This window comes from Thiomicrorhabdus sediminis (assembly GCF_005885815.1).
Taxonomy (GTDB): domain Bacteria; phylum Pseudomonadota; class Gammaproteobacteria; order Thiomicrospirales; family Thiomicrospiraceae; genus Thiomicrorhabdus; species Thiomicrorhabdus sediminis.
In genome coordinates, this window is record NZ_CP040602.1 from 1,908,101 (window position 1) to 1,931,709 (window position 23,609).

24 protein-coding genes, 2 tRNA genes and 1 other RNA gene are annotated in these 23,609 nt (G+C 42.5%); 6 read left to right on the forward strand and 21 right to left on the reverse strand.

The window, feature by feature from the left end; translation table 11 throughout:
• Positions 1-8 precede the first annotated feature (8 nt).
• Genes FE785_RS08695 through rfaD form a run of 6 tightly spaced genes read right to left on the reverse strand, consistent with a single transcriptional unit; the run spans position 9 to position 6,170 of the window.
• Positions 9-1,106, reverse strand: coding sequence for a glycosyltransferase family 9 protein (locus FE785_RS08695; RefSeq protein WP_138565374.1), 1,098 nt, complete (start codon positions 1,104-1,106; stop codon positions 9-11).
• A complete protein-coding gene (locus tag FE785_RS08700; protein WP_138565375.1) occupies positions 1,103-1,828 on the reverse strand; it encodes a glycosyltransferase in 726 nt (241 codons plus the stop codon). The genes FE785_RS08695 and FE785_RS08700 overlap by 4 nt, the downstream gene beginning before the upstream one ends.
• The gene (locus tag FE785_RS08705) at positions 1,825-3,072 is read right to left on the reverse strand and encodes an O-antigen ligase family protein (protein ID WP_138565376.1); all 1,248 of its coding nucleotides are present in this window, start codon (positions 3,070-3,072) and stop codon (positions 1,825-1,827) included. Before FE785_RS08705 ends, FE785_RS08700 begins: the two co-directional genes overlap by 4 nt.
• A 4-nt stretch (positions 3,073-3,076) precedes the next feature.
• Positions 3,077-4,156 carry a polysialyltransferase family glycosyltransferase gene (locus tag FE785_RS08710; RefSeq protein WP_138565377.1) on the reverse strand — a complete coding sequence of 360 codons (1,080 nt, stop codon included), beginning with the start codon at positions 4,154-4,156 and terminating at the stop codon, positions 3,077-3,079.
• Complete coding sequence (gene waaC / locus FE785_RS08715; RefSeq protein ID WP_138565378.1) at positions 4,156-5,199, reverse strand: lipopolysaccharide heptosyltransferase I; 1,044 nt, start codon at positions 5,197-5,199, stop codon at positions 4,156-4,158. The genes FE785_RS08710 and waaC overlap by 1 nt, the downstream gene beginning before the upstream one ends.
• Before the next feature lie 2 nt (positions 5,200-5,201).
• Positions 5,202-6,170, reverse strand: a complete 969-nt coding sequence (rfaD, locus tag FE785_RS08720; RefSeq protein ID WP_138565379.1) for an ADP-glyceromanno-heptose 6-epimerase — start codon at positions 6,168-6,170, stop codon at positions 5,202-5,204.
• A 190-nt stretch (positions 6,171-6,360) separates the two neighbouring features.
• Between rfaD and FE785_RS08725 the strand changes: the two genes are divergently transcribed.
• Genes FE785_RS08725 through FE785_RS08735 form a run of 3 tightly spaced genes read left to right on the forward strand, consistent with a single transcriptional unit; the run spans position 6,361 to position 9,678 of the window.
• Positions 6,361-7,020: a fused DSP-PTPase phosphatase/NAD kinase-like protein gene (locus FE785_RS08725; protein WP_138565380.1), complete on the forward strand. Its 660-nt coding sequence runs from the start codon at positions 6,361-6,363 to the stop codon at positions 7,018-7,020.
• On the forward strand, positions 7,020-8,771 hold the full coding sequence (msbA, locus tag FE785_RS08730) for a lipid A export permease/ATP-binding protein MsbA (RefSeq protein WP_138565381.1): 1,752 nt from the start codon (positions 7,020-7,022) through the stop codon (positions 8,769-8,771). Before FE785_RS08725 ends, msbA begins: the two co-directional genes overlap by 1 nt.
• The gene (locus FE785_RS08735; protein WP_138565382.1) at positions 8,764-9,678 is read left to right on the forward strand and encodes a lysophospholipid acyltransferase family protein; all 915 of its coding nucleotides are present in this window, start codon (positions 8,764-8,766) and stop codon (positions 9,676-9,678) included. Before msbA ends, FE785_RS08735 begins: the two co-directional genes overlap by 8 nt.
• 73 nt (positions 9,679-9,751) lie before the next feature.
• Here the strand turns inward: FE785_RS08735 and FE785_RS08740 are convergent, their stop codons facing one another.
• Both FE785_RS08740 and FE785_RS08745 read right to left on the reverse strand, forming a co-directional pair.
• Positions 9,752-9,958 carry a zinc-finger domain-containing protein gene (locus FE785_RS08740; protein ID WP_138565383.1) on the reverse strand — a complete coding sequence of 69 codons (207 nt, stop codon included), beginning with the start codon at positions 9,956-9,958 and terminating at the stop codon, positions 9,752-9,754.
• 21 nt (positions 9,959-9,979) lie between these two features.
• Positions 9,980-10,909, reverse strand: a complete 930-nt coding sequence (locus tag FE785_RS08745) for a branched-chain amino acid transaminase (protein ID WP_138565384.1) — start codon at positions 10,907-10,909, stop codon at positions 9,980-9,982.
• Between the two features lie 424 nt (positions 10,910-11,333).
• Here FE785_RS08745 and FE785_RS08750 point away from each other — a divergent pair, with 424 nt between their 5' ends.
• Together FE785_RS08750 and argF are read left to right on the forward strand one after the other, a co-directional pair.
• Entirely contained in the window at positions 11,334-12,506 is a 1,173-nt protein-coding gene (locus FE785_RS08750; RefSeq protein ID WP_138565385.1) for an aspartate aminotransferase family protein, read from the forward strand.
• Positions 12,507-12,542: 36 nt separating this feature from the next.
• Entirely contained in the window at positions 12,543-13,454 is a 912-nt protein-coding gene (argF, locus tag FE785_RS08755) for an ornithine carbamoyltransferase (RefSeq protein ID WP_138565386.1), read from the forward strand.
• 64 nt (positions 13,455-13,518) lie between these two features.
• On the opposite strand, the gene recR is transcribed toward argF, so the two are convergent.
• The 10 genes from recR to FE785_RS08805 form a co-directional block, all read right to left on the reverse strand.
• Positions 13,519-14,118 carry a recombination mediator RecR gene (gene recR / locus FE785_RS08760; RefSeq protein ID WP_202978296.1) on the reverse strand — a complete coding sequence of 200 codons (600 nt, stop codon included), beginning with the start codon at positions 14,116-14,118 and terminating at the stop codon, positions 13,519-13,521.
• A 15-nt stretch (positions 14,119-14,133) separates the two neighbouring features.
• Positions 14,134-14,463: a YbaB/EbfC family nucleoid-associated protein gene (locus FE785_RS08765; protein ID WP_138565388.1), complete on the reverse strand. Its 330-nt coding sequence runs from the start codon at positions 14,461-14,463 to the stop codon at positions 14,134-14,136.
• A gap of 123 nt (positions 14,464-14,586) precedes the next feature.
• Entirely contained in the window at positions 14,587-17,181 is a 2,595-nt protein-coding gene (gene dnaX, locus FE785_RS08770) for a DNA polymerase III subunit gamma/tau (protein ID WP_138565389.1), read from the reverse strand.
• Positions 17,182-17,350: 169 nt separating this feature from the next.
• An RNA gene (ffs, locus tag FE785_RS08775) (signal recognition particle sRNA small type) lies at positions 17,351-17,447 on the reverse strand.
• A gap of 12 nt (positions 17,448-17,459) precedes the next feature.
• Positions 17,460-17,534, reverse strand: a tRNA-Gly gene (locus tag FE785_RS08780).
• A 129-nt stretch (positions 17,535-17,663) separates the two neighbouring features.
• Positions 17,664-18,296 (reverse strand): hypothetical protein, encoded by a 633-nt coding sequence (locus tag FE785_RS08785; protein ID WP_138565390.1) that lies wholly within the window; start codon positions 18,294-18,296, stop codon positions 17,664-17,666.
• Positions 18,297-18,332: 36 nt separating this feature from the next.
• The gene (locus FE785_RS08790; RefSeq protein ID WP_168188948.1) at positions 18,333-18,611 is read right to left on the reverse strand and encodes a helix-turn-helix domain-containing protein; all 279 of its coding nucleotides are present in this window, start codon (positions 18,609-18,611) and stop codon (positions 18,333-18,335) included.
• Positions 18,608-19,309 (reverse strand): hypothetical protein, encoded by a 702-nt coding sequence (locus tag FE785_RS08795; protein ID WP_138565392.1) that lies wholly within the window; start codon positions 19,307-19,309, stop codon positions 18,608-18,610. Before FE785_RS08795 ends, FE785_RS08790 begins: the two co-directional genes overlap by 4 nt.
• Before the next feature lie 793 nt (positions 19,310-20,102).
• Positions 20,103-20,657, reverse strand: coding sequence for a GNAT family N-acetyltransferase (locus FE785_RS08800; protein WP_168188949.1), 555 nt, complete (start codon positions 20,655-20,657; stop codon positions 20,103-20,105).
• The gene (locus tag FE785_RS08805; protein ID WP_138565394.1) at positions 20,623-20,850 is read right to left on the reverse strand and encodes a hypothetical protein; all 228 of its coding nucleotides are present in this window, start codon (positions 20,848-20,850) and stop codon (positions 20,623-20,625) included. The genes FE785_RS08800 and FE785_RS08805 overlap by 35 nt, the downstream gene beginning before the upstream one ends.
• Before the next feature lie 312 nt (positions 20,851-21,162).
• Between FE785_RS08805 and FE785_RS08810 the strand changes: the two genes are divergently transcribed.
• Complete coding sequence (locus FE785_RS08810) at positions 21,163-21,750, forward strand: hypothetical protein (RefSeq protein WP_138565395.1); 588 nt, start codon at positions 21,163-21,165, stop codon at positions 21,748-21,750.
• A gap of 106 nt (positions 21,751-21,856) precedes the next feature.
• Here FE785_RS08810 and FE785_RS08815 read toward each other — a convergent pair whose 3' ends face one another.
• From FE785_RS08815 to FE785_RS08825, 3 genes are all read right to left on the reverse strand, one after another.
• Entirely contained in the window at positions 21,857-22,480 is a 624-nt protein-coding gene (locus FE785_RS08815) for a phospholipase D family protein (protein ID WP_168188950.1), read from the reverse strand.
• Positions 22,481-22,876: 396 nt separating this feature from the next.
• Positions 22,877-22,967 (reverse strand) — tRNA-Ser (locus tag FE785_RS08820).
• 128 nt (positions 22,968-23,095) lie between these two features.
• Positions 23,096-23,593: a GlcG/HbpS family heme-binding protein gene (locus tag FE785_RS08825; protein WP_238696251.1), complete on the reverse strand. Its 498-nt coding sequence runs from the start codon at positions 23,591-23,593 to the stop codon at positions 23,096-23,098.
• Positions 23,594-23,609: the final 16 nt, after the last annotated feature.

Here is a 23,609-nt window from a genome sequence, read left to right on the forward strand (position 1 = left end):
ATTAATTCCTAAACAGACTGGCTTTCATAATTGGCAATCACTTGATACACCTCATCAGCGGTCAATTGCTTCATACATTCAACACCATTAGGGCAAACATCCTTGAACTTATACAAATAACAAGGAGCGCAAGCGACTGAAGTTTTAATCATTGCTGTATGAAAAGAATTATCAACAGGAAATGTTGATACTGGTGGAAGAACATTATAAAAAGCGATGACATGAGGTTTATTAACGGCCAATCCCAGATGCACAAAACCTGACTCAGGACCAATCACATAGTGCGTTTTTTGCACTATAGCCGCGGTTTTGGTCACTGCATGGCTTTCAACAGGAACATCGACAATGCCCCATTTTTTTAACAAATCCTCACCAACATCAACTTCATTTGGTGCGACCAGCATAACTGGCTGAATATTGTCTTTTTGCACAATGTGGAGCAATGACTGCCAACCTTCATCAGTCCAACGTCGCTTAATATCAGTCGAAAATGGATTAAAGGACAGAATAGTTTTCTCCGACCATCCTTTTTGCGATAGCCAGCCATCTGCATAATCTAAATCCGATTGTGATAACCAAATTTCTCTTTCATACACGCCTGATGGTGTAACACCAACCGCACGAAGCATATCGAAAAGATTTTCAACACGATAACGTGAGTGCAGTTCTTGATGCAAGCGCACAGTCAATAGAAAACCATTGCCATCATCGTCATAAGCGACTCTATGGGGAATTTTAGCCAAGTAAGCCATTAAACTTGTGCGCAAGGTGCCCGAAGGCAAAAATGCCAAATCAAAACTCTGCCTTTTTAATTGTTTGATTAATGCCCAACTTTGTTTTTTATCGAACTTCCAGGCCTCATCGATATAAGGGCAATTTTGCATTACCCCATAAGTTAAAGGTCCGACAAGATTGATGATTTTGGCATTAGGAAAAGCTTTACGCAGCTCACGAAAAAACGGGGTGCTCATCATCAAACCACCAAGCTGATCAATGCCGATCACAAGTATTGTCTGAATATTGTCCAACGGCACGGCTTTAACCACAGACAATCTATGCCTTGGTTCAAAGAACTCTTTGCCAATATGAGTTACTGAAAAATTCATATTTGCCAATATTCCTTAACCCAAGGGGAATATCGATATTTATCATAACTACTACCCATGACATCCTCTGGATCCGGCTTACCATGAAAAAGAACAATTGAAGTTCCATCCGGAACAACTGATTGTTTCTTAGGCTTAAATAGCCCTTTTTTTCTTAACCAACGACCCACTCCGCCGCCGCCAAATTTGGCTCGCGATTGGCAATCATATTTAAAAGACACAACAAAAGGTTTAGGGAAAATTTCCGCATCCAAACAAATATGCTGAACCCAGTCCTGGTCACCATGCATTTGATTAACGATAGCTTCTCGCTGACCCCAGAAAGATTGCCAAACATAAGGACGGCTTCCCAACTTAAAACGCATTACAGAGCTATTGTAATCGCCAGGCTTTTCATCTGGTGAAATACAAAACTTATCGCGCTGATAGTTAACCAAGTTATCCAAACTTCCCGTTATAACGACATCCAAATCTAAAAAAAGCACATCGCCACTCAAACCATAAAAATTTTCATTAAACAGATACAGTTTGTACCACCACCCTTTTAATCCTAAATCGGGTAAAGGCAAAATATTTACTTCGGAACGAATCCCTTCTGCACATTCTGTCATGCAGTAGAATTTAAAATCTTCTTTAAGATTACGTTTAACCATGCCATAAAGTCTATTCACATAATCTACAGAATATTTAGTACCCCACTTTAAACAAACAACATTAATCACTGCAAACTCTCTTGCTTTTTACTCAAAAAACTAATCAATGACCCCATAGCCATTACATAAAATATTGTCGTGTATGTATAAGTGAAATTAGCGCCAAATAATTGAATAAAGCCTATCGCAACGCTTAGACCAAGAGCTGCCCTCAAGGCCAAACTCTGTTGATTACGTTTAAGTAAACATAAAAAAATAACCGCGGGCAAAAAGATAAAACCTAACACCGACAATAAACCAAACCAACCACTCAATATCATATCCATCAGATATTGATTATGAATTTGCATAAACCCTTGTATAGAATCTTTAACTTGAGTGGAATAGTTTGAGTTCTCTGACTCGGCCTTAAGACTCTCCTTATATTCACTCGGCCCGACGCCCACAAGAGAGTTATTCTGAAACACACTTAACCCAATATCATTCATAGCATAGCGTAATCCCAATGAGCTATAAAACTCACCTTGTTGCGCTATTTGATAGTCGGAAACAGTTTCAACAAGCTTATCTTTAGCAAACCAAGCCGCTAATGAAATAAAAATAATTGATAACATCAATAAAATCGTCTTCTGTTGCTTCGTAAACAGCGAACTGAAAAACAATACATAATAAAGAACAAATACAATAGGAATTACAACCAAACTCATTGAAGTCCGCCCACCGCTTAGCGAAGCTAAAATAAAACCTACAATAAATAACCACAAGTATTTATTGCTGCGATCAGATAGCCAAAGCACCGCCAGCATGATAGCAGTAATAGGCACAATAAAGCCTGTCGCTCCCAAGTCTGAATATACCAACCCTAATCTATAGCCTAGCGGCCAATGAATCACAAGAACTTCTATCACAAATAAGGCCGTCGCAGTAACTACTGAAGCTATAGCAACAAACTTTATTAACTTCGCCTGAACATCATATCGAATTGCCAAAAAATACCAAACAGACAATAAGAGAATAAATATCGGTGCCGCAATGCGCCATGAACCATCATCTGTATAAGGTGGACGCAATAGAAAACTCAAAATAAAAACGACCGCATAAATCACCGCACTCCAAAGCCACCATTTTTCATAGCGGTGAAAACTATAAGTCTTGGGCTTATCCTTCCTAAAAAACAGATACGACATGATAGCAATAAAAATCAGCCCCAGTACCTGCCTTGTATCCTCAAAATACAACGGAACAACGGCGCATAAAGACATGACTGAAAATAGCCTTTCTACTGGTTTCATGGTCTTAATAGCTTCAAACACTCTCTTACCTTTCTAACTCTATTGCTTCATGAAAAGAATCGATCAACGAAATACCTAATTTATTCATTACCGGCCTAAACTGACTGGCATATGCGTCATTACCATTTAACACCGCCATTGTTCGCAAATCAGGTCTTAGCCATTTGGCGGTCATTACGACCGTACCAACATCGCCTAAAACAATCATGTTTGATTTTAAAAATGGCAATAAGAATTCAAACGCCAAATTACTCGGCAACACAGCTATATTGAATCTTTGTTGTAAAGACCATTCATCGGCCTGAGCCATACGCGGATGATATTTGACAGCAACATTTAAACCTTTATCGTTTGCCCGCTCAAGAAACTGTTCAACCCTATTTCGATAACCCTGCATCAGGTCAATATCATTAGGGTGCGGAAAGGTCAGCAGCAGATCAATTTTAGACAAATCTTCAATAGCGCTATCAGAAAAATCAAACTGTTCCAAAATCAAGTATGTCATTGCTTTGATATCAGGTAACAAAAACCATTCGGGCTGCAATTTCCTGCATTCTTTCTGTTTAAGTTCATCAACCACTGTCGTCGGTTGAAAAACATAGGCGGTCTGTATCCATGATGATGCACCGACTGTGACAGGTTCTTTCCACCACCAACCATAGGCGATCTTTTTTATCAGACTGTTAAGTGGATCTTTATACCAAGCCCGTGGTTTTCCAGCGTAGGTATATAATCCATCGTCCAAATAAGCCCCTGTACTCCCCCATTGCTGAGAAACGCTCATCGCATATTGAAATTCCACGCGTCGGTCACTGCCTACCAAGATTTCTGCTGGGCGCCAGCGCTCACACCATTGCTTGATTTGTTGAAAATTTCGTGACCGCTCAGCGAGCTTTTCTTTACCGTGCGCCATTCCCGGCAAAATATGTACCTCGGTGAACAATTCACTCTGTTTTAAACAGTTATAGTAGGGATTGTTATCAACATTTTTCTGATCAATTAAAACCAGATAGGCATTTTGTAGCTCTTTATGCGCTGTAGCATGTGCTAGGCTAACCATCACATTAAGCGGCGTAGAAGGCATATAGATGACATTGTTTTTCATTATACGTTTCCTAAGCAGACAGCCATGCTGGAAAGTACGTCATCTACCGTCAAGCCTTGCAAAGATTCCTGCTCCTGTTGACGCGAAGCAAACTTTTTCACATAAAACGAGGAAACTGGTGATACCAGTCGCGTTACATTTTGTCCATCCGCACCGATTAATTTAGGATCCGTCACTCGATAAAGCACTGTCATCGGCACATCTAATGCTGCTGCCACATGAGAAAGCCCTGTATCCACAGAGACAACAGACTGAGAAAATTTAAGTGTTTTGGCCATATCATTGAGACTTAACATTTGCTCCGGCACCCAAACATCTTTTGGCTCTACCGCATTTGCAGCAATACGCTGAGCACGATAAAACTCCTCGTCATTACCCCACGGTAAAACCACTTTAAAACCTTGCTGATTGACTCGTTGCAACAATTTAATCCAATATTCCTCTGGCCAATATTTTGTTGTCCAAGTCGTGCCATGCAAAAAAACCATATACGGATTATCTGCAAAATTTTGCACTAAAACTGATGGTTTTTGCCAATTTTCTGTATCTAAACCATACACAATCGGCTGTGCTGGAGTGATCTCATAACCTAGTGCCTTGGCAAACAACTCTCGTAAACGCCAAATGGCGTGCTGCTCTTTTGCAACGCTCACTTTTTCCTGGTAAAACAGTGACGCCAATGGCTCTCGCACCGACAACCAATCCATTCCCGCTACAGGCGCTTTGATTTTTCTCGCCACCCAAATGCTTTTCAATAAACCTTGCGCATCCAGCACTAAATCATAATTTTCCGCATTAATACTTTCGAAAAACGATTTAATTTCACTTCGCGTTTGCTTACTGAATGGGGATGTTCTCCATTTACGCAATTCAATAGGGTAGACTTTATCAACAACAGGATGCCAACAAGGAATTTCCATAAATGACCTTTCTACCACCCAGTCTACCGTCAAATCAGGAATAGCTGCTTGGGCATCGGATAAGGCAGGAAAAGTGTGAAAGACATCCCCCATCGAGGACATCTTAATCAGCAAGACACGCATAATTAGTTTTTAAAATCCAGTACATGAGGGTTTTCGGTAAGCCATTGTAAATACTTACGCACACCTTCGGCAACGGTATGGAAAGAATCACGGTAACCGGCTGCTCTCAAAGCACCGTTATCTGCTTGGGTGAAGCTTTGGTATGCACCTTTCAGGTGTTCTGGAAATGGAATATATTCAATTTCACCCTTGCCGTGAAAATCGATAACCGCTTCAGCAATGTGCTTGAAAGGTTCGGCAGCAGCCGGCCCCAAATTAAAGATACCGGATTTATCAGGATTGGCTAGAAACCACAAGTTGACCTTAACCACGTCTTCGATATAGACAAAGTCTCGCGTCTGCATGCCGTCGCCATAGCCGTCATAAGCACCGAATAACTTTAGCTTTTCGCCAGCCAGAATCTGGTTATGCAGTTTGAAAGCCACACTCGCCATATCGCCCTTATGCTGTTCACGAGGTCCATACACATTGAAATAACGGAAACCGACAATTTGGCTTTGCGCCTTAGGTAAAATCTGACGGACATACTGATCGAACTGAAATTTCGAATAACCATAAACATTCAGCGGTTTTTCATAAGTGCGGTCTTCGATAAAAGTTGGGCCGTCACCGTAAACTGAAGCGGATGATGCATAGAAAAATGGGATTTTCCAGTTCAGGCAATAATTCAGCACATCTTTCGAGTACTCATAATTATTGTCCAGCATGAATTTTCCGTCCCATTCGGTGGTCGCAGAACAAGCTCCTTGATGGAATATCGCTTCAATTTCAGGTAAACCCTGCTCAGCAAAGATACGCTGCTGAAAATCCTCTTTATCAAGGTAGTCTGCGATATCGCAATCGGCGATATTGATAAACTTTTTACCGTTTTTAAGATTATCAACCACAATAATATCTTTGCGCCCCATGTTATTTAGAGCCTTGACAATATTACTGCCGATAAAACCTGCACCACCCGTTACTACAATCATTACTACCTATCTCTTGTCAACCTATTACTTAACTACCCCTATCCAACGATTAGCAGATGACATGGTGAATGAACAATGCCTCTCTATCTTGGACGGATATCATATGCCTTGGATTTTATCACTTTATAAGCATATTTGACCTAAAAAAGGTAGAATACCGATTCAATTAAAGCAGAATAAAACTTACCTTATGTTTGAAATAAAAACTCCTTGGCAGCGCATAAAAGCCTATTTTGAATTCTGGGTGATTGATCACGAATTCGTACGCGCCATCTACCGCAATTTTCACCAGATTTCCGACCAAGCCTTTCGTAGCGCTCACCCGTCACCACGTTTTATCAAACGCATGCAGCAGCAGCACGGCTTAAAAACCATTATCAATTTGCGAGGTGAAAACAAAACTGGCCAATACATGCTGGAACTCGAAGCCTGTAAAAAACTTGGCGTCAAACTTATCAGCACCCCTCTGTCTTCGCGTGACGCCCCTAGCAAGGAACGCATCATTAACTTATTCAAAGCCTTTGACGAAGCGGAAGCGCCTCTGTTGCTGCACTGCAAATCCGGCGCCGACAGAGCCGGGCTCGGTAGCGCCTTATATCAACTTTATAAAAATGAGATCCCGCTTGATGAAAGCCGCCAACTAAGGCCTTCCTATGGACACTTTAAAAGTTCCGAAACGGGTGTTTTGGACCACTTTATTGCCACCTGGAACACCTATCACCAGCATAATCCTGATGTGAGCTTTCTGGACTGGGTTAAAAACGACTATAACCCCGAAGAAGTGGACAAAACCTTTAAAGCCTCCCGATTAGGCAATCTTCTAGTCAATAAAATCTTAAGAAGAGAGTAATGAACGAATCACCCAAGGTCTATTCGATCAAAGAACTATATCCTCGACTTTTCCATTATGTAAAACCATACTGGAAAGCGATCATCCTATTGCTTTTGGCACTGATTTTGACAGCCGCAATGGAGCCGCTAATGCCTGCGCTACTCAAACCACTAATTGATGACAGTATGATCAAAAAAGACATGGATGCCATCGTTATGGTGCCGTTATTACTGGCCTTGGTATTTATCGGAAAAGGTATCGGTGAATACTTCAGCAAAGTCGTCGGCCAATGGATCGCCCACAAGGCCATTCTTGATATTCGTTATCAAATGTTTAAAAAACTCAATGCCTTACCGTTAGAAACATTTCAACGTTATAGTTCTGGAAGATTAATGTCGAAACTGACCTATGACGTGCTGCAACTTGGCAACACACTGAGTGAGGCCTGGATAGTGGTGATTCGTGACAGTTTAATTATTCTCGGTCTACTTGGCTTTTTACTTTATACCTCATGGCAGCTAACTCTGATGATTCTGCTGATTGCACCAGTAGTGGCATGGATTATTCAATGGGCCAGCAAATTGATGCGCAATTCCAGCTCCGATATGCAAAACAGCATGGGAGAGCTCACACACAGTCTAGAAGAGAGCATCTCAGCGCATAAAGACATCAAGATTTATGGCGCAGAAAGTTACGAAGAAAACAAACATTTGAACATCACTGAAAATCTGCGTCAACACACCATGGAAGTTATCAAAGTATCCGCGCTCAATGTTCCTTTGGTGCAAGTTATCGCGGCTGTTGCCATGTCATCAGTCATCTATGCGGTATCACTAATGTCGGCGGAAGACCTGTTTACACCCGGAGAGCTAATCGCCTTTATAGTCGCCGCCGCAATGATTTTCGAGCCGATTCGCCGGCTGACCAATATCAATGAAACTATTCAAAAAGGGATGGCTGCCGCAGAAAGTATTTTTGAATTGCTTGATCAACCAGAAGAGCAGGATGCAGGTAAGCAATCCATGAACATAGCCAGCGGCGGAATCGTTTTCGACAAGGTCGGTTTCAAATACAGCAGCAGCGAACACAACCTATTGACCGACCTAAGCTTTAACTTAAATGCCGGCACCACCACGGCTTTGGTGGGTGAATCCGGTAGCGGCAAGACTACCATCGCCAATCTGATTTCACGTTTTTACAATATTCAGTCCGGTAGCATCTTGCTTGATGGTATCGATATTAAAGATATCAAGCTTAAAGACCTGCGCGAACAGATCGCGTTTGTCAGCCAAGATGTCGTACTATTCAATGACAGCATTCGCGCCAATATTGCATACGGCCATAATGGGTTTGATGAACAAGCCATTATTGCTGCGGCAAAATCCGCTCACGCTTGGGAATTCATTGAAAAACTACCTGATGGACTAGATACCCAGATCGGCGACAACGGATCAAAACTCTCAGGTGGTCAGCGCCAACGTATCGCCATTGCCCGCGCTTTCTTGAAAAACGCACCTATCCTAATCTTAGATGAAGCGACATCCGCACTCGATAACCAAAGCGAGGCGCAAGTTCAGCAAGCCCTGGAGGAGTTACGCAAAAACCGTACGGTTTTGATTATTGCCCATCGTCTCTCCACAGTGGAGAGCGCCGACAACATTATCGTACTGGACAAGGGCAGATTAGTTGAACAGGGCTCTCACCAACAGCTGATGCAGCTTGATAACGAATATGCACGTTTACAGAAAAAAGGAATGTTAAATGCATAATAAAGCCAAAGTTTCTGAATTCAGTTATGGCTTTTTACACCCCAAATACTGGGGCATCTGGTTAATGGTCGGCTTTTTGCGCCTTTTGCACTGTCTACCCTGGACAGCCAAGCTTTGGCTGGGTAAAAAAATCGGCCGACTTTTTATGAATTTATCAAAATCGCGTCGAGAAACCGCCAAAAACAATATTCGCCACGCTTTTCCCGAACTTGATGAATCATCGATTCATGACCTAACCCAAAAACATTTCGAATCTTTAGGTATCAGCCTATTTGAATCGATGCTGGTCTGGTGGGGTGATCATCGCCGCAATAAAGACAATCCTTTTGAAAAAAGTCTCGTAAGTTATGAGAATATCGAGGTTCTGCGCCAAGCTGAAGCCAGTAAAAAAGGCGTGATTATTCTGGTACCGCACTTTACCACCACGGATATTATTGGACTGTTTCTATCATTTAAAACCAGTCTGAAACCGGTTTACCGTCCACACGACAACCTCTTAATGGATTACTTAATCGCCAAAGGACGTACTTTGGACAACATGACACCATTGTCCAAATTCAATACCCGCGCCATGATTAAAACGCTGAAGTCCGGTGAAAACCTTGGCTTTTTACCTGATCAACGGTTTCGCGCCAAAGGCCGTATTGATGTGCCCTTCTTTGGCGAAAACGCGCCGAGCAACCCTGCCACCTCCAAACTGGCACAATTAACCGGCTGCATTGTATTACCCACTTTTTTAACGCGCCTGGATAACGGTCACTATGTGGTACGTTTTGAAGAACCGGTCGAAAACTTTCCCAGCGGGGATGATTACGAAGATACGCTAAAACTTCACCATATCTATGAACAGGCTATCAGAGCGAATCCAGCGCAATACCTATGGGTACATAATCGCTGGGACAGATAAAAAAAGAAAATCAAATCATAAAGACAAGACAATAAAAAAGCCGCTTTAAAGCGGCTTTTTTATTGGTTTTCACTTAGTGACCGGAACGATGCGGATCAAAATCCTTCAAGACATATTCTGCACCGCAGTATGGGCACTTGGCTTTACCGGTTGCCTCAATTGGCAAGAACACTCTAGGATGAGAGTTCCACTTACTCATATCCGGAGTAGGACAGTGAAGCGGCAAATCATCATAAGTCACTTCATAATGGGATTTGGCATTGGTTGAATTGTTCGACATAAATCTTCCTTTGTTTAATCCTTACTTAGCAACCGTAGTCAGCCACTCCATATGCTCCGCAGAGCGGCCGTGGACAATATCAAAATACAGCGACTGCAACTTCTCTGTGATTGGCCCACGTGAACCTTGACCGATCGGACGATTATCCAATTCACGAATCGGCGTTACCTCTGCCGCAGTACCGGTAAAGAACGCTTCATCGGCGATGTAAACCTCATCACGGGTGATACGTTTTTCTTTAACCTCAATGCCCATATCACGTGCCAACTTCATAATCGTTTTACGCGTAATACCATCTAAACAACAGGTCAGTTCCGGGGTATACAACACGCCATCTTTAACCATAAAGAAGTTCTCGCCGGAACCTTCGGCAACATAACCATCCACATCAAGCAACAAGGCCTCATCACAACCGTGGCTTACCGCTTCTTGCAGCGCCAGCATCGAGTTCATGTACTGACCATTTGACTTGGCTTTGGTCATGGTAACGTTTACGTGGTGACGAGTATAAGAAGACGTCGCAATCTTGATCCCACGAGTCAAGTTCTCTTCACCCATGTAAGCGCCCCATTCCCATGCCGCAACCATGACATGAACCTTTAGGTTGTCAGCACGTAAACCCATACCTTCTGAACCATAAAAAGCCATTGGACGAATATAGGCAGATTTTAGATTGTTTTCACGAACGGCGGCACACTGCGCTTCATCCAACGTTGCCTTATCAAACGGCATTGGCATATTCATGATTTTGGCGGAGTTAATCAAACGGTCTGTATGAGCATCCAAACGGAAAATCGATGTGCCCTGCTCGGCATCATAGGCGCGGACACCTTCAAACACTCCCATACCGTAATGCAATGTATGTGTTAACACATGTACCTTTGCATCACGCCACGGAACCATTTCACCATCTAACCAGATCAGCCCATCTCTATCAGCCATTGTTTGCATCGATTTTCCCCACCCAAAAAGCGTTGATTAAAATTAATAAATAAGCCGTGTATTTTAGCCTAATTTAAGTAAATCTGAATGGAAAGATTGGTTTTTTTCGACAAAAAAAGCCTAATTTGTGCCGTGAAAACAGCCATTTAATGTTTTTAGCTGCCGCAAAAACTTGAATTATTCACCATTTTGGATAAAATCATTCTTTTGATTTTGCTGGTTCGTGTCGAAATCGACGCGAGCCACATCAAAAAAGCAACCTTGCAGTGAGCTTCTAAAAGTACAACGATGTACCTTTCCACTGAAGCTACTCGGGTTGCTTTTTTGTTTCAAGGGCCAAAGCGGCAAGACTGTCCAGCGCTCAAATAGACTTTCTAGGCTTTGAAAACAACTTTGTATTTCAGTATTTAGCTTTTTAGGTAGAAAAACACTAATGTCAGATCATTTAATGAACACTTATGCCCGTTTACCGGTGAGTTTTGAAAAAGGTAACGGAGCAACTTTAATCGATAGCGATGGCAAAACCTATTTGGATGCCATCAGTGGTATTGCGGTATGCAGCCTTGGCCACGCTCACCCAGCAGTCAGTGACGCCATTTGCGAGCAAAGCCACAAATTGATTCATACCTCAAATCTATATCAGATTGGCAATCAACAGAAACTGGCTGATAAATTGATTGAACTGTCCGGCATGGATCGCGTGTTTTTCTGTAACTCGGGTGCCGAGGCCAACGAGACTGCACTGAAAATTGCCCGTAAGCATGCCAATGATAACGGCATTGAAAACCCTGCCGTTATTGTTATGAACAACAGCTTTCACGGTCGTACCTATGCGACTTTATCGGCAACCGGAAACGATAAGGTACATGCCGGATTCACTCCACTTATGGAAGGTTTTATCCGTGTACCTTTTGATGATGTCGACGCCGTTAAAGCGCATAGTGCTAACCAGAATATCGTCGCCATCTTGGTGGAACCGGTTCAGGGTGAAGGTGGTGTACATGTACCAAAGCCAGGCTACCTGAAAGCACTGCGTGAGATCTGCGATACCAACGGCTGGCTGTTAATGCTGGATGAAATCCAAACCGGTATCGGCAGAACCGGGGCTTGGTTCGCTTTCCAACATGAAGACATTAAACCCGATGTTGTCACCTTGGCTAAAGCACTGGGTAATGGTATGCCGATTGGTGCTTGCATGGCGACAAGTCAGGCTGCACAGACCTTGGTTCCCGGTAACCACGGCACCACTTTTGGTGGCAACCCATTGGCGTGTGCCGCTGGCCTTGCGGTATTAAACACCATGCAGGTCCACAACCACATTAAATCGGTGGTTAGAAAAGGCGCCGATTTACTTGCAGCTTTTACAGCTGAATTAAGCGGCCAAACCGGCATTGTCGATATTCGTGGTAAAGGCTATATGATCGGAATCCAGCTTAATAAACCATGTGGTGAACTGGTGACTCGAGCACTTGAGAAAGGTTTACTGATCAATGTCACCCGCGGTGACACTGTGCGTTTATTGCCGACATTTGTCATGTCTGATGAACAGAGCAAACATTTGGTATCGACTTTAAGCCAGCTCATTAAAGAATTTTTAAACGAATAACGTATTTCGTTATCCCTAACTAAAAGACTATTAACTATGACCGTTAGACATTTTTTAACCCTACATGATTTAAGCTCAGCAGAACTAATGCAGGTTCTAAAGCGTGGTATCGAGTTAAAAAACATGCAAAAGTCAGGTGAAATTTATGAACCTCTCAAAAACCAGACACTTGCCATGATTTTTGAGAAGCAGTCCACTCGCACCCGTATCTCCTTCGAAACCGGGATGACACAACTCGGTGGTCACGCGATGTTCCTGTCTTCAGAACACACCCAGCTAGGACGTGGTGAACCCATTGAAGACAGCGCACGCGTTATCTCCAGCATGGTGGACGGCATCATGATCCGCACCTTCGGTCATGATATAGTCGAAACCTTTGCCCAATACTCTAATGTGCCGGTAATCAACGCCCTAACCGATGATTACCATCCATGCCAGCTATTGGCGGACATGCAGACATTCTATGAACACCGCGGGGATATTCGCGGCAAGACCGTGACTTGGGTCGGTGATGGTAACAATATGTGCCACTCTTATATCAATGCCGCGGCTCAATACGGCTTTAAACTTCGAGTAGCCTGCCCGGAAGGTTACGACCCAATGCCGGAACTGATGGAAAAATATGCCGATAGCGTTGAAATCGTACGCGATGTAATGGAAGCCGCAACCGATTCTCACCTCATCGTTACCGATGTTTGGGCAAGCATGGGACAGGAAGAAGAGCAAAAACAGCGTCACCGCGATATGTCCGGCTACCAAGTCAACAAAGCGGTCATGCAACAAGCGGCGGACGACGCCTTATTCATGCACTGCCTACCGGCACACCGCGGTGAAGAAGTCACCAGCGATGTGATTGATGCACCGGATGCCGTCGTTTGGGATGAAGCAGAAAATCGTTTACATGCCCAAAAAGCGCTACTGGAATTCCTCATGGCAAAATCTCATTAAAGGTTTCGTAGCCACGCACCAATAAAAAAGCCAGCTTATGCTGGCTTTTTTTATTGTGTGTATGCTAATCGATAAGCTGTTTACGCGCCAAAAAGGCTTGCGACAAGGTTCCACTATCGAGATACTCGAGCTCTCCCCCCATGGGAATCCCCTGAGCCAAACGTGAGACGACTACCGAGTTTTGTGCCGCCAATTGCTGAATATAGTGCGCCGTCGCTTCAGATTCAACACTCGCATTCATAGCAACAATCAACTCTTTAATATCACCTTGTTGCAGCCTTAGCTCAAGCAGATCCAAACCGATCTGCTGCGGGCCAATACCGTCAATCGGCGATAAATGGCCCATCAACACAAAATACTGTCCGGCAAAAATACCCGATTGCTCAATGACCTGGACATCTGACGGAGACTCGACGATACATAATTCGCCAATCGCGCGCCGCTCAGAAGCACAGATATGGCAGGTCGGCTCTTCGGTCAAAGTACGGCATAACGAACAGTGACCGATTTTCTCGATTGCATCCGACAACACCGAGGCTAACTTGGCGCCTCCGGATTTATTGCGCTGCAATAAATGATAGGCCATGCGCTGGGCAGATTTTGGCCCAACTCCAGGCAATACACGGAAGGCTTCTATCAAAGATTCGATTAACGGACTTTGCAACAGACAAACCCTATATTAAAACGGCATTTTCATGCCAGGAGGCATATCCATACCTGCAGTCAAACCACCCATTTTTTCTTGGGTCACCTCTTCAACACGACGAGCCGCACTATTTACGGCTGCGGCAAACAGGTCTTCCAGCATCTCTTTATCATCCATTAAAGAGTCATCAATCTCGACCTTTACCAGTTCGTGCTTACCGGTCATAACCACTTTGATCAATCCGCCGCCGGCTTCACCATTGACTTCCATATTGGCAATTTCTTCTTGCGCAGCCTGCATGTTCTTCTGCATCTCTTGCGCTTGCTTCATTAAATTGCCTAGTCCGCCTTTTCCACCAAACATAAAACTATTCCCTTTATAAATGCTTATTTAATAATGAGTTGCTATCAGTGCAACCTATTTAGTCGTGCCAGATATTATAAATCATCAGCCACTTAGAATGACCTAAATGGGTTTAAATTAGGTTTAAACAGGCTTAATCGAACCGTTGATCACCTCTAAATTCAGCGCTTGTTTAAGCTGCTGAACAATCGGATCACTTGAAATGGACTGCTCTGCTTGAGATTGCAGGTTTTGCGCCTGCTGCTGCGCGTATTTAGCCGGGGTAAAGTGTTCATTGGCGTCCACCAACTGTAATTTGAACCCTTTACCGAATGCCTGTTGTGCCGCCTGCTCAATTTGCTGCAGCGGCGCGTCAGCCATTGCGTATTGTTGTTGCGGATCAATACTGATTTGCATGGATTGCTGATCAATCGCAACCAAAACACTGTTTCGTGCGATTTCTGCTGCCATACCATTAATTTGCAGATGTTCAATCAACTGCAACCAATCCTGCAATTTATCACCCGTCATGATTGGCGCCGCCGGCTTGGAAGCAGACTCCTCTATCGGCTTAATTTGGCTATTTTGAGCCGCCTCTGCAACCATATTTGGTGAGATAGATTCAGACTGTGTCACTGGGGAAACCGGGCTCTCCTGGATCGGTTCTGCAACACCATGCCCAGACTCCAACCATGGTGGAATATCCGCCGCCGGGTTTGCGCTCATACTTTCTGCCTGCCCGGTTTGGTTTGGTTGCGCCGGCCCCGCTGCATTGTCACTAAAAGGCAACTGCGCATAACCGTCCATAAAGGATGCCGGCTCGGAATTATGATCATCAACATACTCATCAACCTGCGCGTCAATTTGAGGATTAGACTGCAGATATGGTGACTTTTGCTCGGCAACGAGCTGCTGATTGACAGCCATTGGCTCGGAATAAACTTCCTCCACAACAGGAGAATCATTAAACGGAGCCTTAGCCTGATTTAATTGTTCGGCTGGATTTACTGGTTGCGATGCCGTCACCTCAGCAGCAATACCGCTGTCTGCCTGCTGTGATAAAGAGCTCTGCTTGAGGCGCTGGCGAATCATCGACAAATGATCACTATGCATGGAAGCTGCTGCTTGCTCTTCAACAACAGGTTGTTCGGCAGATGCCTGAACAGCAGTATTTTGCTCAACCGACATCTCGACAGCAGTTGCTTCAAGCGCTTCTGCAAAAGAGCCTGAGTTATCAGTAGAGTGATTTTGTCGCGACTCTACCGCTCCAGTAACGGCATCTTGCTGTTGACAAAAGGTTTGCTGAGGAGCCAGAGCATTGTCTTGCATGGCTACGATTTCGGCTGATTGAACCTTTTGCTCTGCCACTTGTGAAAGGTTTGAATTCTGCACAGCCTCCGGCTTAATGGCAGCCTCTAGAGTCGTGTTTTGACTATCCGTTAGAGTTTTTTTTTGAGCGCTTTTGCCTACCAAAGAGCGCGCCGAGGCCAAGTTAGCCATCGCCTCTTCTGCAGACATATTACCCAACATCTGTTCGCCATCATCTGCAGTTGCTGAGGATAAACCTGAAGCGCCGGAGGACAATGAAGTTGCACCACTATTAGCTGCTTGTGCTCCGCTGGCTTGCATTGTGGAGCCTACCGCCTGAGAGGCTTGCACCGGCTGGAAGGCAAGCATACGCATCAAGGACATCTCAAAACCGATGCGAATATCCGGCGCCAGTGCCATATCCTGTTTTGCCAATAAGGCGATTTGGTAAAGTATCTGTACCTTTTCCGCGCTGAACTGCTCGGCCAGACCGATAATAATATCTTTTGGCAAGACCGTTGTGGTCTCGGCTTCAGCAAATACTTGGCAGTAGGTAATGGCATGCAAACTTTCAATTAATTGTGAAAGCAAGGCTTGATAATCCACCCCCATCGTCGCCAACTGCTGAATAAGTTGCTTAATGGCTTCATTATCATCATTAGCCAAGGCTTGCAAAATACCAACGCTGAATTGCTGATCAACCAAGCCTAACATGGTTTGCACGGCATCAAACATGACCTGACCTGCGCCATAGGCGATGGCCTGATCCAACAAACTCAAACTGTCTCGTGCCGAACCATCACCACTTTTGGCGAGCAATGCCAAGGCAGCGTCTTCATAAACAATGTTTTCTTGTTGCAGAATATTCGCTAAATGCGTCTGGATCTGAGTTTGCGTCAAACGCATCAGGTTAAACTGCAAGCAGCGCGATAATACAGTGATAGGCAACTTATGCGGATCGGTGGTCGCTAACAGAAACTTAACGTGCTCAGGTGGCTCTTCCAAGGTTTTCAATAAAGCATTAAAACTACTTTTAGAGAGCATGTGCACTTCATCGATCAGGTAGACTTTGTAGCGCCCCTGAGTCGGTGCGAACTGGACATTATCAAGAATCTCACGGGTATCATCGACTTTGGTTTTAGATGCCGCATCAACTTCAATCAAGTCAATAAAACGGCCTTCGTCAATCGAACGACAAGTTTCGCACTGACCGCATGGGTTTGAAGAAATACCGTGCTGACAATTCAACGCCTTGGCGAAAATTCTCGCGATGGTGGTTTTGCCCACCCCACGGGTACCGGTAAACAGGTAAGCATGGTGTAAACGCTGCTGATCCAGTGCGTTTGCCAAGGCCTGCATAACATGGGTTTGGCCCACTAATTCTGCAAAATTTTTAGGTCGCCACTTGCGGGCAAGAACGGTATAACTCATGGCAAATAGTTTACCTAAATTTTGCGATGACTGTTGGAGTTTTACAGAGAATTATTCAATCAAATTCAGACAAGATTTTATGGACTCAAATAAACCCATCAATAAACGGTTGAACCACTTAAAGGCAATCAAGCAAAGAGATAGAAAACAGCAAATAAATTGGAGGCAACCCTACCCGCCTTACCTCGGCGCACGCATCAGAAGGTACCGTTGCTTCCTTCCGGACCTGGCGGAGTTCCCAACTTAGCGTCGCGAGGGGACGAATAGAGTTACCATAATGGAGCGGGTAGGCGGAATCGAACCCCCGTCATCGGCTTGGAAGGCCGAGGTAATAACCACTATACGATACCCGCAACTAGTAACGACTGCTGGAGTCTAACTAGGTGAGCATTTAACTCGGTGGTGGATTATACACAGTTTGCCAGGCAGTTGCCACTTTATGGCCGAGCATAATCAAACGGAATTGCAAATAATGAACACTGCTAGATTAAAGGCTTCATCTTTAATTTGATATAGCCGTTGCTGGCCCCCTTTGCCAATAGGCAAGCATCGGCACTGGCAACGTTTTCAGCGTTCAATGGTTCCAAATCCACAGCCAGCTCTAATGGAAACTCAAACACGCCATCATAGTGATCGCGCGCATTGAATAGACTATAGCCGACCCCCAAACTTCTTACTAAATGAATGGTGGAACCGGCCTCTCTTGGCTGGCTGGTTTCCGCCAATGCCGCTATCTGCATTAGGGAGTCAAAATTGCTGTACAACCTTAACCAGCCTAGACTTTCGGCATCATATAAAAACCGCTCCAGATAAGCCGCTTCTTCGGCAACAAACAACTCCACCTTCAAAACCGATTGACCGATAGCGCGTACCTTTAACAATTGTGAATTGGCAAGGTTACTGGCATCGTAATGCTGATGATGGTCAAAATAGGTTTTAACGCTATCCCGATTTAACTGAAAACTTTTCAGCACCCCATAATCCAATACCTGAGACTCATTCGGCCTTAGCCAACTGGCAACCATCAAGGCGTTCATTGCTTTGTTTTGTTGCGAACCGGCATGTTCATGCACACAGACTTCACTGGGATAAACCTCTAGGTTTCTTATTGACATGACTACCTCCGCCAAATAAACCAAAATATATTTGTTTTAATTTTTAAGAGACCCAATCACGCTGGAAAACATTTCATCTGGCTCATTAGATTTTCGTTTCGAACCTATTTGATGCGAACGGAAAATACTTGGCGTTAACCCGGTGACGTTTTTAAACGCCCTAGTAAAATGACTATTGGTTGAATACCCTAAGCTCATAGAAATCTCTGATAAGGAAAGATTGGTGTCTTTAAGCATTTTTTTAGCTTGTTCAACCTTCAGACCATTGATTATCTCTCGATAGCTCAAGCCTTTTTCCGAAAGATCACGACTCAACTGTCGACTGCTAATGCATGGGCTAAAGCTTCACCGCTTATACGCTTTGCCGCAAAATGACTCGGTGCCATTTCGTGAATAAAACGTCTCAACTCCCAGCTACAAGGCTGATTTGGCGATAATTTAGCAAAGAAATGCTGCGATAAATTCAAATCCTGATTTCGATAATACAACGCAATTTTATTTTGCTTTAGCGACACAGGACACCCCGAAAAAAGCACATTGATATCATCAGTAAAATACTGATCACCAATAAAGCTGATACAAGCCGGCTTGGCGTCACTGTATAGCTCAATAACACGCATCAATAGTGAAAAAACCAACCACTGACCGACTGCAAAGCTGGCAAATGGCGTCTCTATCTGCGGATTGCGATAAAACTCAAACTCAACAACACTATTCGAACTGTAATTTATATCCAGCGCGGCTTCAGACCCTACGATATTTAGCATGTTGCGAAAGCTATGCAACGCATTTTCCAAACAGGAGCACTCGGCTTGCAACAAATCGACAGGATGAATCTTTGGCTGTGCTAGCCAAGTCTCCGCCGAGATAGAAAAATCATGTTTTTCCAATAGATCTTGCAGCCAAAACAAAACAATTTCCGAAGGCAAACGTGCCGTTTCATCAATGTAGGCGGTATCGAACATTGGCGAATAAAACTCAGAATCTCGATAATCGATCGCCTTGGACTTCAATTGTGCAAAAATCGGCTTTAAGTACTCTGCCCTAAAATGACCTGTAATTTCATAACAAAAACAATCCCAAAAAATCTTGATATTTTTCATTATGTTGCAAAATCAAATTATTCGACAACTATGAAAACCGTTCAGGTTTACATCCATTATCAGACACCGTATCTAAGCAACTGTATAAAAAGGATTTTTTTATAAAAAAACCATTTTCAGACACCTATTCTATTTTTCACAACTCTCCTATACAGGACTAAATAAATGTAAGAATCTTCAATTGAGCCACACTTGTTCGAAAACAAGGACATAAAGTCATGGAGGTTTTTCGCAAAGACCGCCAGACCGCCGCTTCTACCTTATTCTTCTGCCACATCACTATCATATAGCCTCACTTCCACCGAAGTGGATCAACCATTAATTAAGCTGAGCTAGACATAGCTTTGCAAGCTAAACACGACTCGTTGAATGCACCAAGCTTTACTTGAATGGATTTTTACAACAATCAATGATTAGATGCTGAAAGCAAATAAACACAGAGCTTAGAAACAAAAAAAGCCGAACATTTCTGTTCAGCTTTTATATATATGGCGGAGAGCGGGGGATTTCAAAGCTATCTATGCACAATGGTTTCAGCCCACTTTCATATGCTTATACCCGCATTTGTACCCGCTCTTTGAAACTCATCTTAAACATGCTCGTTTAAGCCACAAATTACAAAAAGCTTACTTGTTTAGGTATAAAGACTTTTTTGCCAATAGAATGAATAACAAAACCTTAAAACATAACTTAATTAGAGTTCTTATCTCTCAACTAAGTCCCTCAAATCCAGAAACATAATCGGACACTCTCTCATCATATTTTCATGTGTACCCACTAGTTCAAAACCAAAACTCTGATACCAATCAATCTTATCCTTTCTTGCATCAAGAACAAGGAATCGACAACCAACTGTCTCTCGAATCGTGTCAACAACCAAACTAAAACTTTGAGCCAATAAAATTTGGCCAATACCTTGTCGTTGATATCTTTGATCTACAGCTAGGCGTGTAATTTTTACGGCTGGCTTTGATTGAAAATTATTTACTGGATGTCCAGAATCATCAGCAACATCATCTTCAAATTTTATTTCTGTACATGTAAGAGAAATAAAACCAATGACTTTGCGACCAATTTCAGCTACATAAGTTTTAGATATGAGCAGGCGGTCAAACTCGAATGCCTGCTCTTTAATGAAATGCGTTAATGAATCTTCTGGATCGCTGAGCTCAAACTCATGGACAATGTGTCTTGGATACTCAAGAATATTAAACTGAATGCCACTATCTTGCGGCAACTGCTCGCTGTTTGTCTGCAACTTCACGGCCTTCTTTTAGAAGTTTAATAGCCAACATGTTTTTTTTTGGTTCTTGGGCAATTCGCTGTCTAAACCAATCTGCATCTTTACCACTTAGCTCAACACCACCAAATCTAGTAGTCTTAACTCCCATAACATCCTCTCCAAGATGAATAATTAATGTGCTTATATCTATAAGCACGATATCGGCCAATAATTATAAACCTTAATAGTTTATAAAAATCGAAACCGAACAAAGGGTTCGCATTGTATTATAAATAACGCTCATGGTCAAAATACCTTGTATTACATTGTGTTATACATGTAAGACACTTATGAATGTATAACACGTCTTACACTAATGCAAGAGTTATTTCCCCCTTCCCCTCTTTAAATGCGGCAAAAGCCAGCTGCCTAAAATGTGATTTGACTATAAAAAGGTGCATGACACATAAAAATTCAACATTCTTAAAGAATCATTATTAATGTATTATTTACGTATCATTGCTTAACACTAAAGAAATATATGGAATATCAAGACTCAAACTCAGAAAGGCGTAACCTTGTTGCTATATCTATGGCATTTATCATTTATCACTTAGCTGGCGGAGAAATCACAAATGGAGGACAACTCAAACTACAAGCAATAAACGTCACATTCCATAATCCGGAGTACCTAACACTCATAGCATGGATAATATTATTTTGGTTTTTACTAAGATACTGGCAGACAAGCAGAGAAATAATCTCAAACAGCTTTGCACATGAACGAGGTCAACTTGTAAAAAATAAATTTATGCAAAATTTTTTATTACACCAAGCAGCCACAGAAATACGAAAAAAATTTGATTTACCTAAAACAAGAACAATTAAAACCATTCCAATGGCTAACCAGCACTATGTTAATTTTCGCTGTATAGTTGAGTTTAACGACAACAAAGGAATAAAAAACAGCGCACAACATACCTTGAACATCGAAACAAATAAATATGCTAGAACAATGATAAATACACATATAGCGCTTACGCGCCCCGCATTCACAAGCACTGTCATGCCTTACATTCTGTTTTTTCTTGCTGTAGCTTTAAATTCCCCATGGGAAAAACTTGTTTAAATCGCAAAATATTAAGTAGAAAGCCGGCTTTTTAGTAGCGAAGCTAAAATTGTCTTATTAGACCTATGATTTGAAGTTTTTTTTAGAACTTTTATTGGGCTCAGAATCAGTCTAGAAGAGTAATTCTAGAATCTAAAATTTCATTTTTGAGTGAATTCAAGCGATCTCTTACTGAAATTCCATTATTTAATTCAGGATCATATGGGGCTCTAATAACTTCATATGGAAAATTATTCCCCCTCATCTGTTCATCAAACCACTCGTCTATCAATTTACATTCATCAGGCCAAATAATTACATCACATTCATAATTGAATGAATTTATACTTCCGAAAGCTGTTCTAGTAATGTTTGAACTGCCAATAATTCCGAAGACAGGATCATCATCTTGAGAAAGAATAAATACTTTTGCGTGCCACTTTAAGCCATTTTTATAATAACAATTTATATTAGCTCCTAGCCTAGTCATGTTGTCCCTAAAGTCTCTATAAGACTGCTTCCAAACCCCATTATGAATACCTACTGTATCGAGTTGAATTTTTGATTTCGCAACCTCTCTTCCAAAATTAATTTCTTGAGATGCCTGATACGAAGAACCTCGATAGTTCTCTTGAAAAAAACCTGAACAAAGCAATGCTTTATTTCCAGCGCCTGTCTTTATAGAACCAACCAATAAATCTCTAAAACGGTTAACCGGAAGTTGATTTCTTAAAATTATTGCTATTGCCAAATTTCTTTCCTTATTGGATATGTTTTACAGCTGGACAACTTAATGACTATTTATATAAAAATATTATTTTTTAATAATCATACGCAATAAATCTACTTAATTACTATTAATTTGTATCATATCGGTGGTTCGAATCCCTAAAGAGGATTCGAATAAAAAATTCAAAAAAACTTTCTAAAAAGCAAAGTTAACAATGAAAAATCAATAGGTTAGAAATCAAAAACCGACTTTGTACTCACACAAATAAAAAATTGAAATTTGTACTCGCTTTTGTACTCGCTTTTGTAAAAAATAAGCGTAAAAAACAGCAAAAAGTAGAAAAATTCAGGCTGTCACAAGAAGTAACACATTGAAAATAAAGGAATAAATATTTTATAGAGATATAAAGGAAAGTAATGGCGGAGAGCGGGGGATTCGAACCCCCGATAGGCGATTAACCTATACTCACTTTCCAGGCGAGCTCCTTCAACCACTCAGACAGCTCTCCGAAGGATGTGCGGATTATACTTGCTCGGAATTACTTTGTCTATGCGCGACACTTGAGAATCCATCAACTTTCATTAGGCATAAAAAATGCCGCATAAGCGGCATTTTTAGATTTGATTTAAAAATAAATTACATCATTTCCAAATCGTCTGCTACAGACTTAAAGCCTTCAATGGCACAAGCTTCGTCATCCATTCCGTCCGGGGCACCGGAAACACCGACCGCACCATAGAGTTTGCCGCCAGCTGTAATCGGCGTTGAACCAGCCATAAACGCAAGACCTTCACCAATAGAGGTTAAAGGCCCTTTTGCACGACCTTCCAAACCTGACCCTTTAACATTGAACATTACCGAAGTATAAGCTTTTTTCTGGCTGATACTTAGAGACACAGGCGGAGCGATGGTATCACGCATCTGCACCTGTACAATACCGTTTCTATCGACAACGGTAACACTGACCGGAATACCCTTTTCACGACAGGCTTTAATGGTATTGACAGCAATAGTGTTGGCAACATCAGCCGACAATCGAGATACGTTAACTACCATCGGATCTTCGGCATGAGCAGGCATCGCTGTTGCCGCCGCCAGACCAAGAACCGTTAATGCTTTTGCTAAAGTTTTCATGCATAACCTCCTAAGT